Raw genomic sequence first — 13,053 nt, 5'->3', positions numbered from 1 at the left:
TCCGTTCAGTCCAGCTCACGAAGGTTCGCGAGATGCCTGCCGAAGTCGCTGCGTCGGTTTTCCCGCAGCTCGAAGCTCTGCTCCCGCATGTGCAGAAGCCGATTCAGTACGTCGGTGGGGAGCTCAACTCCACGGTCAAGCCGTGGGAGTCCTCCGACGTCCGCTGGGCGCTCATGTACCCCGACGCGTACGAGGTCGGACTGCCCAACCAGGGCGTCATGATCCTCTACGAGGTGCTGAACGAACAGCAGGGCGTCCTCGCCGAGCGCACCTACAGCGTGTGGCCGGACCTGGAGGCGCTGATGCGGGAGCACGGCGTCCCGCAGTTCACCGTCGACAGCCACCGCCCGGTGAAGGCGTTCGACGTGTTCGGCCTGTCCTTCTCGACCGAGCTGGGCTACACCAACATGCTGACCGCGCTGGACCTGGCGGGCATCCCGCTGGAGTCGGCGAACCGCACGCTCGACGACCCGATCGTGCTGGCCGGCGGCCACGCGGCCTTCAACCCCGAGCCGATCGCGGACTTCATCGACGCGGCGATCATCGGTGACGGCGAGCAGGCCGTCCTCGACATGACGGCGATCATCCGGGCCTGGAAGGCGGAGGGCCGCCCCGGCGGCCGCGAGGAGGTCCTCTTCCGCCTCGCGAGGACCGGTTCGGTGTACGTCCCCGCGTTCTACGACGTCGAGTACCTCGCGGACGGCCGTATCGCCCGCGTGGTCCCCAACAAGTCGGGCGTCCCGTGGCGTGTGTCGAAGCACACGGTCATGGACCTCGACGAGTGGCCCTACCCCAAGCAGCCCCTCGTCCCGCTCGCGGAGACCGTGCACGAGCGCATGTCGGTCGAGATCTTCCGCGGCTGCACCCGCGGCTGCCGCTTCTGCCAGGCCGGCATGATCACCCGCCCGGTGCGCGAGCGGTCCATCACGGGCATCGGCGAGATGGTCGAGAAGGGCCTGAAGGCGACCGGCTTCGAGGAGGTCGGCCTGCTGTCGCTGTCGTCCGCGGACCACAGCGAGATCGGCGAGGTCGCCAAGGGACTCGCGGACCGCTACGAGGAGGACAAGATCGGCCTGTCCCTCCCCTCCACGCGCGTGGACGCCTTCAACGTCGACCTGGCCAACGAACTCACCCGCAACGGCCGCCGCTCGGGCCTGACCTTCGCCCCCGAGGGCGGCAGCGAGCGCATGCGCAAGGTCATCAACAAGATGGTCTCGGAGGAGGACCTGATCCGGACCGTCTCCACCGCCTACGGCAACGGCTGGCGCCAGGTCAAGCTGTACTTCATGTGCGGCCTGCCGACCGAGACCGACGAGGACGTCCTGCAGATCGCCGACATGGCGATGAACGTGATCGCCGAGGGCCGCAAGGTCTCCGGCCAGAACGACATCCGCTGCACGGTGTCGATCGGCGGCTTCGTCCCCAAGCCGCACACCCCGTTCCAGTGGGCGCCGCAGCTGAGCGCCGAGGAGACGGACGCCCGTCTCACCAAGCTCCGCGACAAGATCCGCGGCGACAAGAAGTACGGCCGCTCCATCGGCTTCCGCTACCACGACGGCAAGCCCGGCATCGTCGAGGGCCTCCTCTCCCGCGGCGACCGCCGCATCGGCGCGGTCATCCGCGCCGTCTACGAGGACGGCGGCCGCTTCGACGGCTGGCGCGAGCACTTCTCCTACGACCGCTGGATGCGCTCGGCCGACAAGGCGCTGGCCCCGTTCGGCGTCGACGTCGACTGGTACACCACGCGGGAGCGCACCTACGAGGAGGTCCTCCCCTGGGACCACCTCGACTCCGGCCTCGACAAGGACTGGCTCTGGGAGGACTGGCAGGACTCCCTCGACGAGACCGAGGTCGAGGACTGCCGCTGGACCCCGTGCTTCGACTGCGGGGTGTGCCCCGCGATGGACACCAGCATCCAGATCGGCCCCACCGGCAAGACCCTCCTGCCGCTGACGGTCAAGCAGCCGGCGGGCAGCGGGCACGCACACTCACGTGAGTGAGGCGCTGGCTCGGATCGCTGATGCCGGCCTGCGTAAGCGTGAGCGGGAATGTCCGTTCCTGAGCGCGGATCTTCAAGACCGTCCACCACGGGTCGAGCTGTCTGCAACGCCCACGGTGATCTGTCCTTGTTCGCCAATATTCGCGAATTGATGGTCAAAACCTTAGGACATGCGTCTTGCGATCCGCCGCCGGCATCACTGGATCGACCGTCGCTCACCAGTCGATAGGTAGCCCGGTGATCGGCGTGCTCGTGTGCCAGATCGTGCGGGGAACCACGGGGAACAGAACGCCCCGGCGCTCCACTGACGTGACGAGCCCCCGGCTGATCAGGTCGGGGGCTCGTGGCGCGCATCCGCCGGGGTGGTTCGGGCGTCTGGTTCTGTATGGACTCTGAGAAGCCGGCGCCGGTGGGGCGTCATCCTGAGGGGTGTCTCGCCGTCGCGATCCGTATACCGGTGCGGATCGTCGTGTTCGTGCTGGTCGTGCCGGTGCGCATGGTGTGGGATCTGCTCGTCGTCGCGGGGCGGGTGCTGAACGACGTGGTGCTGCGGCCACTGGGACGCGCCCTGGTGTGGGTCTTGCGGGCGGTGTTCGTGTGGCCCCTGGTCGGGCTGTGGCGGTACGTGGTCGTGCCCCTGGGCAAGGGGCTGGTCCTGCTCGGTCGCGTGCTGCTCGCCCTGCCCCTGGTCTGGGCGTACCGCAACGTGCTGACCCCGCTCGGACACGGCCTCGCCTTGCTGTACGCGCGGGTGCTGACGCCCGTCGGACAGGCCCTGCTGTGGGCGCTGACCGGCCTCGGGGCCGGGGCGCACGCCGTACTGGCCTGGCTCGCGCGGTATCTCCTCGCCGTGCCCGCCGTATGGCTGTACGCGTGGGTGCTCGCGCCGGTGGGACGGGCGGTCGCGTGGACGGTGCGCGGGCTCGCCACCGGGACCGGGTTCGTCCTGTACTGGCTGGCCCGGATCGCGCTGGTGCTGCCGGTGATCGCCCTGTGGCGCTGGGTCCTCGCGCCGGTCGGGCGCGTCCTGCTCGTCGTCGGGCGCGAGGTCGGCGCCGCGCTCGGGCACGCGTGGCGCGTCGCCGGGCACCTCTCGCTCGTCGTCGGGCGCTGCCTCGCGACCCTCTTCCGGTGGATCTTCGTCGAGCCGGTGCGGTGGGTGTACCGGACGGTCCTCACACCCGTCGGGCATGTCGTCCGTGACCTGGTGCTGCGGCCCGCCGCCCGGGCCGCGCGGGCGGCGGGCCGGGCCACCGGGCACGCGCTGGGCGCCGCCCGCGAGTCCGTCCGGCAGGCCCGGGCCGACATCCGGCGGCTGCTCCTCGGCGCACCGCGGACGCCCGAGGCGGTGGACCGGCGGGAACCTACGGCGGCCCGGACACGTACTCTAGAAAGAAGTACGACCGCTCTCACGAAGGACTGAACGACACTGGGCAAGCGACAGCCCGAAGGCCCGCCGCCCGCACCCGCGGTGCAGCGCATCCGCTTGCGCTACACCAAGCGCGGCCGCCTCCGGTTCACCAGCCACCGTGACTTCCAGCGCGCCTTCGAGCGTGCGCTGCGCCGTGCCGAGGTGCCGATGGCGTACTCGGCGGGGTTCACGCCGCATCCGAAGGTGTCGTACGCCAATGCCGCACCCACCGGCACGGGCAGTGAGGCGGAGTACCTGGAGATCGCGCTGACCGCCGCGCGCGACCCGGAACAGCTCCGGGTCCTCCTCGACGAGTCGCTGCCCGCCGGGCTCGACGTCATCGAGGCGGTCGAGGCCCGCACCCCGGGTCTCGCCGACCGGCTCACGGCTTCCGTCTGGGAGTTGCGGCTGGTCGGAGTGGACACGGCCGACGCGGAGCGCGCGGTCGCCGCGTTCAACGCGGCCGGGACCGTCGAGGTCCAGCGCATGGCCAAGAACGGCATGCGCACCTTCGACGCCCGCCCCGCCGTCGCGCACCTGGAAACGCGTGACGCACAGGCTGATAGGCCGACGGACCAGCCCTGTGCGATACTGCGGCTGGTTGTTCGGCACGTGACGCCTGCCGTTCGACCCGACGACGTCCTGTCCGGTCTTCGCGCCGTGGCCGACCTCGCGCCGCCGGTCCCCGCAGGGGTGACCAGGCTGGCGCAGGGGCTGTTCGATGAAGAGACCGGAGCGGTGACCGACCCGCTCGCGCCCGACCGCGAGGCAGCGCCGACCGAGCAATCCACGGTCGTTGTGACTGCCGCCGCGAAAGCGCCGGCGTAAGGAAGGTTCCGCGTAGGGACGGATGTCGTAGCGCCGCCCTGGGACTCGGGAGCCACCTGGGTCGGGCAGCGCACCGACCACAAGACTTTCGCCAGGCCGTTCGCATTCGGCGTACGGAACCGGCGAGACAGGACACTAGAGAGCTCCCGTGCGGCGCCCGCGCCCCGGACGGCGGCACCGCGCATCGCGCGAGCCGCGGACGTCACCGGCCTCACCGCCGGACCAGGCGCGGCGCCCGGGAGCCTGACGGGAGAAACGCCCGCATGCTCGAACCGACCGAACCCACCGAGGGTTCCGAACAGAACACTCCCAGCGACACCCTGCCGCCGCGTCGTCGGCGCAGGGCCGCTTCCCGGCCGGCGGGACCGCCCGCCGGGACCGCCGGAACCCCGGCGGAGACCACCGCTCCGGCCATACCGGCCGCGGAGTCCGACGATCTCGTGACCGACGAGAGCGCTGCGAGCGTGGAGCCCACCGAGGCCGAAGAGGCCGAGGTCGCCCCCGAGGCGCCCGTCGAGGAGACGGCACCGGCCGCCCGGCCGCGCCGTCGTGCCACCCGCCGGGCGTCCGCGCCGACCGCCTCGCCCGCTTCCGCCGAGGCAGCGGAGACCGTGGTGGCCGCGACCCCGGCTCCGGCCGAGGTCGTCGCCGAGACGCCCGCCGCCGAGGAGGCCGCGCCCGCCGGCCGCCCGCGTCGCCGTGCCACCCGGCGCGTGGCGGCGCCCGCCGCCGCCGAGGTTGCGGAGAGCACCGCGCCCGGGGCCGCCGAGAGCGCCGCGGACACGACGCCCGCCGACACCACCACCGCCGTCGAGAGTGCCGAGGCACCGGCCGACGCGCCGGCCGGCCGCAGCCGCCGGCGGGCCACCCGCCGTACGACCGCGCCTGCCGAGCAGTCCGCCGCCGAGCAGTCCGCCGCTCCGGCGGAGCCCGCAAGCGAGCCCGCGGCGGTTGCCGCCGAGCCCGTCGCGGACACCGAGAACACCGAGAACACCGAGGACGCAGCGCCGCGCCGGACGCGTCGACGCGCCACCCGCCGGGTGACCACGCCCGCCGAGACGGAGACCGCGGCGAGCGAGGAGACCGCGCCCGCCGCGGCCGCCACCGCCCCGCAGGCCGCCGAGATCCCCGCCGAGCCCGAGCCCGAGCCGGAGGCCGAGGCCGTCGAGGAGAACGCTCCGCGCCGTGCGCGCCGCCGGGCCGTCCGGCAGGCCGCCGGTGGCTTCTCCGCGCCGAAGCCCGCCGACGGGTCGGCCGCCGCCGATGCTCCGCGCCGTCCGGGGCGGCCCGCCGTCGCCGTCTTCCAGGCACCCGTCTTCCAGACCGCGGAGCGCGCCGCGGCCGCCGCCGCCGCCGAGGCGGCCGAGGTCGAGCCGGACGAGACCCCCGCGGCCCCCGTGGCCGCCCGGGTGCCCGAGGCCGTCGAGGAGGAGACCGGCGGCCGTCGTCGCCGTCGCCGCCGCGGTGCGGGCGCCCCCGAGGAGACCGAGGCACCGGCCGCCGAGGTCGTCGCCGAGCAGGAGCCCGAGGACGCCGAGGAGCCGGACGAGGACTCCGCCGACGTCGAGGGCGACGAGGCCGAGGACACCGGCTCGCGCCGCCGTCGCCGTCGGGGCGGCCGTCGCCGTCGCCGTGGCGATCTGGCCGAGACCGCCGGTGACGAGCACGCCGAGGACGCCGACGACGTCGACGACACGGAAGCCGAGGGCACCGACGACTCCGAGGACGCCGTCACCGGCCAGGTCGGCCAGGCCGACGAGGACGACGAGGACACGGACGAGAGCCGTGACGAGCAGGGCGGCTCCAGCAGCAGCCGTCGTCGCCGTCGCCGTCGCCGTCGTTCCGGTGACTCGGGCTCCGACGGCGACAGCGAGCCGACGTCGTCCGACGACCCCGAGCGCACCGTCGTCAAGGTCCGCGAGCCCCGCAAGCCCGCCGAGTTCTCCGACGAGGTCCAGTCCATCAAGGGCTCGACGCGCCTGGAGGCCAAGAAGCAGCGCCGCCGTGAGGGCCGCGAGCAGGGGCGCCGGCGCGTCCCGATCATCACCGAGGCCGAGTTCCTGGCCCGGCGCGAGGCCGTCGAGCGCGTGATGGTCGTCCGCCAGAGCGGCGAGCGCACGCAGATCGGTGTCCTCGAGGACAACATCCTCGTGGAGCACTACGTCAACAAGGAGCAGGCCACCTCGTACGTCGGCAACGTCTACCTGGGCAAGGTCCAGAACGTGCTGCCGTCCATGGAGGCCGCCTTCATCGACATCGGCAAGGGCCGCAACGCCGTCCTGTACGCCGGTGAGGTCAACTTCGAGGCGCTCGGCATGGCCAACGGGCCGCGCCGCATCGAGGCCGCCCTGAAGTCCGGCCAGTCGGTGCTCGTCCAGGTGACGAAGGACCCGATCGGCCACAAGGGTGCCCGTCTGACCAGCCAGGTCTCCCTGCCGGGCCGCTACCTCGTGTACGTGCCCGAGGGCTCCATGACCGGCATCAGCCGCAAGCTGCCCGACACCGAGCGGGCCCGGCTGAAGACCATCCTCAAGAAGATCGTCCCCGAGGACGCGGGCGTGATCGTGCGTACCGCCGCCGAGGGCGCGAGCGAGGACGAGCTGCGCCGTGACGTCGAGCGGCTGCAGTCGCAGTGGGACGAGATCCAGAAGAAGGCGAAGAGCAGCGGCAGCTCCAACGCGCCGACGCTGCTCTACGGCGAGCCGGACATGACCGTCCGGGTCGTCCGCGACATCTTCAACGAGGACTTCACGAAGGTCGTCGTCAGCGGCGACGAGGCGTGGCAGACCATCCACGGATACGTCTCGCACGTCGCGCCCGACCTGGCCGACCGGCTGTCCCGGTGGACGTCCGAGGTCGACGTCTTCGCCACGTACCGGATCGACGAGCAGCTCGCCAAGGCGCTGGACCGCAAGGTCTACCTGCCGAGCGGCGGTTCGCTGGTGATCGACCGGACCGAGGCGATGGTCGTCGTCGACGTCAACACCGGCAAGTTCACCGGCCAGGGCGGCAACCTGGAGGAGACGGTCACCAGGAACAACCTGGAGGCGGCCGAGGAGATCGTGCGTCAGCTGCGGCTGCGCGACCTCGGCGGCATCATCGTGATCGACTTCATCGACATGGTCCTGGAGTCCAACCGCGACCTGGTGCTGCGGCGCCTGCTGGAGTGCCTGGGCCGCGACCGTACGAAGCACCAGGTCGCCGAGGTGACGTCGCTGGGGCTCGTGCAGATGACCCGCAAGCGGGTCGGCCAGGGCCTGCTGGAGTCCTTCTCCGAGACCTGCGTGCACTGCAACGGGCGCGGTGTCATCGTGCACATGGAGCAGCCGTCCTCCGTCGGAGGCGGCGGCAAGCGCAAGAAGCGCGGGCGTGGCGGTGACGGGCACCTGCACGAGCACGAGGCCGTGGCCGGCGTCGACACGCTGGAGGGCCCCGAGGAGACCGAGGACGAGGCCGAGGTGGCCGCCGAGGCCGCCGAGCCCCGGGCGCTGCCCGCGCCCGAGTTCTTCCCGGACGAGGAGCTGTACAGCAGCGCCGCCGAGGCGGAGGCCGCGGCCGGCCGGGGTCGTTCGCGGCGCCGGACCAGCCGCCGGGCGTCGGCTCCGGCCGGTGCGCCCAGGCGCGAGGACAGCCGGTACGAGGCTCCACGCCGAGACCAGGATCCGACGGCACCGGCGGCCCCGACGGCTCAGGACGTCACGGCCGAGCAGGGGGCCGAGCGTCCGGTGCTGCCCGAGGCGGCTGCCGGGGCGCAGGCCGCGCCGGCCGCCGCGGAGGACCCGGTCGTCGAGGCGCAGGCCGCCGAGGTCGCGCACGTCGAGGCTCCGGCCGTCGAGGACGCGGCTCCGAAGGGACGTACGCGTCGCCGCGCCACCCGCAAGGTGTCCGCGCCCGCCGGTTCGCCGGCCGGGAGCGAGGCCGCCGTGGTGACCGTCGCCGAGACCGTGCCGGTGGCCGAGCCGCAGCCCGAGCCGGTCGCGGTGCCGCAGCCCGAGCAGTCCGGTGCGCCCGCCGACAGCGCCGCCCCGGCCCGCCCGCGCCGCCGTGCCGTCCGCAAGGCCACCGCGCCCACCGCGTCCGAGGAGGCGGCCGTCGTGGTCGTCCCGTCGGTGGCGGAGGCGCCGGCCGTGGAGGCGCCGTCCGCGGAGGAGGTCCCCGCCGTCGAGGAGGCGGCCGAGGACGCGGCTCCGGCCAAGAAGACGGCCGCCCGCAAGACGGCCAAGAAGGCGACGGCGAAGAAGGCCGCCACCAAGAAGACCGCGGCCAAGAAGACGGTCGCGAAGAAGACGACGGCCAAGAAGGCGGCGAAGACCACCACCGCCAAGACGGCCGCCAAGTCGGCGTCGAAGAAGACCGCGGCGGCGGAGCAGACCGCGCCGTCCGTGTCGGCCACGACGGAGGACTGACCCGCCTTCGCCCCTCGGGGCGGAGCGGGCTGAACAGGCGCGGGACACCGGCAACCTGCCGGTGTCCCGCGCCTGTTCGCGTCCGCGCGCCCGGTTCGGGACGAGCGCCCGGCGGGCCTCGCGGGGCGGTCCGCGGGGCCCGTCAAGAGCTCGGTTTGACCCTTGTGGGAGCGGGACCGTAACCTAGACCGTCGGCGTGTTCCCTAGGCGCCGCATCCCCGTAAACCTCATCCTCCAGGGCACTGAGTGCTCCGGAGAGGCCGCTCGCGTGCCGGGCGGCTGGACTGCGGGGATCCCGTTCCGAGCGAGAGAGTGAGATCCGCGTGTACGCCATCGTGCGCAGCGGTGGTCGCCAGCACAAGGTTGCTGTCGGCGACATCGTTGAGGTTGACAAGATTTCCACTGCCAAGGTTGGCGACACGGTCGAGCTCTCGACCCTGCTCGTGGTCGACGGCGAAGCCGTGACCAGCGACCCGTGGGTGCTGGCCGGAATCAAGGTCCAGGCCGAGGTCGTGGACCACCACAAGGGTGTCAAGATCGACATCCTGCGCTACAAGAACAAGACCGGCTACCGCCGTCGTCAGGGCCACCGCCAGCAGTACACGGCGATCAAGGTCACTGAGATCCCCGCGGCTGCGAAGTAAGGGACTGAGAACAGATGGCACACAAGAAGGGCGCATCGTCCACCCGGAACGGTCGCGACTCCAACGCTCAGCGGCTCGGCGTGAAGCGCTTCGGCGGTCAGGTCGTCAACGCCGGTGAGATCCTGGTCCGCCAGCGTGGCACCCACTTCCACCCCGGCGCGGGCGTCGGCCGTGGCGGCGACGACACGCTGTTCGCGCTGCAGGCCGGTGCGGTGGAGTTCGGCACCAACCGTGGCCGCAAGGTCGTGAACGTCGTTCCGGTCGCCTGACACAGGCTCGATCGAACGCTTCGTCGCGCGAGGCGGACCTCACTTCCCGGGTGGGAAGGCGGGTCCGCCTTTCGCGTGTTAGAGCAGTAGACACAACCGTACGTTTTGAAGTGCTGGAGGCACCCACATGACCACCTTCGTGGACCGCGTCGAACTGCATGTCGCCGCGGGTAACGGGGGTCACGGCTGTGCCTCCGTCCACCGTGAGAAGTTCAAGCCCCTCGGCGGACCCGACGGCGGCAACGGCGGCCGTGGCGGCGACGTCATCCTCACGGTCGACCAGTCCGTCACCACGCTCCTCGACTACCACCACTCGCCGCACCGCAAGGCCACCAACGGCAAGCCCGGCGAGGGCGGCAACCGCTCCGGCAAGGACGGCCAGGACCTGGTCCTGCCGGTGCCGGACGGCACGGTCGTCCTGGACCGCGCGGGCAACGTGCTCGCCGACCTGGTCGGCCACGGCACGTCGTACGTCGCCGCGCAGGGCGGCCGGGGCGGGCTCGGCAACGCGGCGCTGTCCTCGGCGCGGCGCAAGGCCCCGGGGTTCGCGCTGCTCGGAGTGCCCGGTGACCTGCAGGACATCGTCCTGGAGCTCAAGACGGTCGCCGACGTGGCGCTGGTGGGCTACCCGAGCGCGGGCAAGTCCTCGCTGATCTCCGTGCTGAGCGCGGCGAAGCCGAAGATCGCCGACTACCCCTTCACGACGCTGGTCCCCAACCTCGGTGTGGTCACCGCCGGCGAGACCGTGTACACCATCGCCGACGTGCCGGGGCTCATCCCGGGCGCCAGCCAGGGCAAGGGCCTCGGCCTGGAGTTCCTGCGGCACGTCGAGCGCTGCAGTGTCCTCGTGCACGTGCTGGACACCGCGACGCTGGAGTCCGACCGCGACCCGCTGTCCGACCTGGACATCATCGAGGCCGAGCTGCGCGAGTACGGCGGGCTGGGCGACCGGCCGCGGATGGTCGTCCTCAACAAGATCGACGTGCCGGACGGCAAGGACCTCGCCGAGATGGTGCGGCCGGACCTGGAGGCGCGCGGCTACAAGGTCTTCGCGGTGTCGGCCGTAGCGCACATGGGCCTGAAGGAGCTGTCGTTCGCGCTCGCCGACGTCGTCGGCAAGGCGCGCGCGGCCAAGCCGCAGGAAGAGGCCACCCGGGTCGTCATCCGGCCCAAGGCCGTCGACGACGCGGGCTTCACCGTCGTGCAGGAGGAGGACGGGCTGTTCCGGGTGCGCGGCGAGAAGCCGGAGCGCTGGGTGCGGCAGACCGACTTCAGCAACGACGAGGCCGTGGGCTACCTCGCGGACCGCCTCAACCGGCTCGGTGTGGAGCAGGAGTTGATGAAGGTGGGGGCCCGCTCCGGCGACGGCGTCGCCATCGGCCCCGAGGAGAACGCGGTCGTCTTCGACTGGGAGCCGACCGTCATGGCCGGCGCGGAGATGCTCGGCCGCCGCGGTGAGGACCACCGCATGGAGGCCCCGCGCCCCGCCGCCCAGCGACGCCGCGACCGTGACGCCGAACGGGACGAGGCGGCGCAGGAGTTCGACGACTTCAAGCCGTTCTGACCCGGCGGATCCTTCAGGTCGTCGAGCCTTGGCGGGGCGGCGAGGCTTCACGGTTCGTCGAGCCGTTCCGGAGGGGGCGGACCTCGCCGGTTCGTCAAGCCGTTCCGGAGTGGGCCGGGCCCCGCGGTCCGGTGGGGTTTCGGGTGCGGCGAGAGCCGGACCTCTGCGGCGGGCGTGCCTTCGGGCGCGCCCGCCGTTTTCGTGTCGCCGCCGGGTGAACTCCCGGCGGACGGCGGGGCAACCAACCGGCGGGGCGGTGAGTCGTACCGGGCGGTGCGAGTGGAGACGCCGGACGGCATGCGCCGCCGACTCCCGCGCGGATCGGGAGAGCGGTGACGTCCGTGTCCTCCCGGTCGCCGCGGGTGGCGTCGTCTCGGCGACCACGCGGGTGGCGGTCGTCCCCGCTGCCACGCCCCGCACCGACCGGGAGGACGCGACATGGGCGCGCAGCGAAACACGGGGCGTACCGGCCTCGCCAGCGTCCTGGTGGTCACCGGCGCGGTGGCGCTGCCCGCCGCCGGAGCCACCGCCGACGACGCCCCGCCCGTCACGCCCGTCGCGCCCGGGTTCCAGGACGACTTCAACGGGGACGGCTACGGCGATCTCGCCGTGGGGGTGCCCTCCGCGCGGGTCGGCGGCCGGGCGAAGGCCGGATACGTGGCGGTGGTCTACGGCTCGGCGACCGGGCTGAGGACCCGCGCGGAGCGGGTGTTCACCCAGAATCGCGGCGGCGTCCCGGGCACGGCCGAGGCCGGCGACCAGTTCGGCAGCGCGCTCACCACCGCCGACCTCGACCGGGACGGCTTCGCGGACCTGGTCGTCGGGGTCCCCGGCGAGGACACGGCCGACGGACTCAACTCCGGCCTGGTGGAGGTGTTCTGGGGCGCGGGCCGGGGGTTGTCGGCCGCGACCCTGGTGCGGTCCGGCCAGGAGGGCGACCACCTCGGCTTCCAGGGACGTCTCGCCGCCGGGGACGCCGACGGCGACGGCGCGACCGACCTCGTCACCGTCGTGAACCAGCACGACCTGTCCCTGACCGGCGGCCCCTCCACCCGCAGCGGTTCGGCCGCCGGCCGTGAGCAGGTGGTGGAGGACGCCTACGACAGTTACGTCATGGACCTGGCCGTCGGTGACATCGACGGCGACGGCCTCACCGACGTCGTGGCCGCCGAGAAGGACGCCGTGGAGTTCGACTCCCGCCGGATCGTGTACTGGTACGGCACCCGCCGGGGGTTCACGCCCTACGCCCTCGTCCACGACGTCGACGGCGCGGCCCTCCAGGGCGGCGAGAACCTGGACGTCGGCGACGTGAACGCCGACGGTTACGACGACATCGTGGTGGGCCGGGCCGTCGACGGGTACGACAGCGACCTCGACACCTACCGAGCCAAGGGCGGCCGTATCACCTGGATCCCGGGCACCGCCCAAGCGCCCGACGGGGTCAGGGCTACGTTCTTCAACCAGGACGCGCCCGGGGTGCCGGGCACCGCCGAGTCGCGGGACGGTTTCGGGACCGGCGTGCAGGTGGCCGACGTCGACGGCGACGGCCACCAGGACGTCGTCACGGGCGGGCCGGGCGAGAGCCTGGGACCGGTGGCCGACGCGGGGTCGGTCGTGATGTTGCGCGGCACCGCGGACGGGTGCACCGGGACCGGCGCCCGGGTCGTCACCCAGGACACCCCCGGTGTGCCGGGCGCGGCCGAGAGCGAGGACGTGTTCGGCACGGCCGTGCACCTCGGGGACGTGAACGGCGACGGGCGGGCCGACCTCGCGGTGGGCGCGCCGGGGGAGAACGCCGACTCCGGATCGGTGTGGGCCCTCCTGACCGGCGCGGCCGGCCCGGTCACCCCGGGCGCGACGAGCGTCCTCGGCAACGCACTGCTCGGCACCGACGGGAGGAAGGCCGGCTGGGCACCGGGTTCGCCCACTGAC

At 72.8% G+C, this 13,053-nt stretch carries 7 protein-coding genes and 1 pseudogene; all 8 read left to right on the top strand.

The genetic code is table 11. The features are described 5' to 3' along the window. Positions 1 to 32: 32 nt before the first annotated feature. Positions 33 to 2,000: a TIGR03960 family B12-binding radical SAM protein gene (locus tag ABZT03_RS15715; RefSeq protein WP_356039050.1), complete on the top strand. Its 1,968-nt coding sequence runs from the start codon at positions 33 to 35 to the stop codon at positions 1,998 to 2,000. Between the two features lie 384 nt (positions 2,001 to 2,384). Then, positions 2,385 to 3,422 (top strand): hypothetical protein, encoded by a 1,038-nt coding sequence (locus ABZT03_RS15710; protein ID WP_356039047.1) that lies wholly within the window; start codon positions 2,385 to 2,387, stop codon positions 3,420 to 3,422. Positions 3,423 to 3,470: 48 nt separating this feature from the next. Next, positions 3,471 to 4,238 (top strand): TIGR03936 family radical SAM-associated protein, encoded by a 768-nt coding sequence (locus ABZT03_RS15705; RefSeq protein WP_356039044.1) that lies wholly within the window; start codon positions 3,471 to 3,473, stop codon positions 4,236 to 4,238. A gap of 263 nt (positions 4,239 to 4,501) precedes the next feature. Then, positions 4,502 to 8,644, top strand: a complete 4,143-nt coding sequence (locus ABZT03_RS15700) for an Rne/Rng family ribonuclease (protein WP_356039041.1) — start codon at positions 4,502 to 4,504, stop codon at positions 8,642 to 8,644. A gap of 323 nt (positions 8,645 to 8,967) precedes the next feature. After that, the gene (rplU, locus tag ABZT03_RS15695) at positions 8,968 to 9,288 is read left to right on the top strand and encodes a 50S ribosomal protein L21 (protein ID WP_030601628.1); all 321 of its coding nucleotides are present in this window, start codon (positions 8,968 to 8,970) and stop codon (positions 9,286 to 9,288) included. A 14-nt stretch (positions 9,289 to 9,302) separates the two neighbouring features. Beyond that, positions 9,303 to 9,557: a 50S ribosomal protein L27 gene (rpmA, locus tag ABZT03_RS15690; protein ID WP_356039038.1), complete on the top strand. Its 255-nt coding sequence runs from the start codon at positions 9,303 to 9,305 to the stop codon at positions 9,555 to 9,557. A gap of 127 nt (positions 9,558 to 9,684) precedes the next feature. Then, a complete protein-coding gene (obgE, locus tag ABZT03_RS15685) occupies positions 9,685 to 11,121 on the top strand; it encodes a GTPase ObgE (protein WP_356039034.1) in 1,437 nt (478 codons plus the stop codon). A 438-nt stretch (positions 11,122 to 11,559) separates the two neighbouring features. Further along, positions 11,560 to 12,891, top strand: a pseudogene (locus ABZT03_RS15680) (FG-GAP-like repeat-containing protein); the annotation flags it as partial. Between the last annotated feature and the right edge of the window lie 162 nt (positions 12,892 to 13,053).

This window comes from Streptomyces sp. NPDC005574, assembly GCF_040605435.1.
GTDB lineage: Bacteria > Actinomycetota > Actinomycetes > Streptomycetales > Streptomycetaceae > Streptomyces.
Note: the sequence above shows the minus strand (reverse complement) of the source record. Positions and strands in the feature narration are given on the sequence as shown.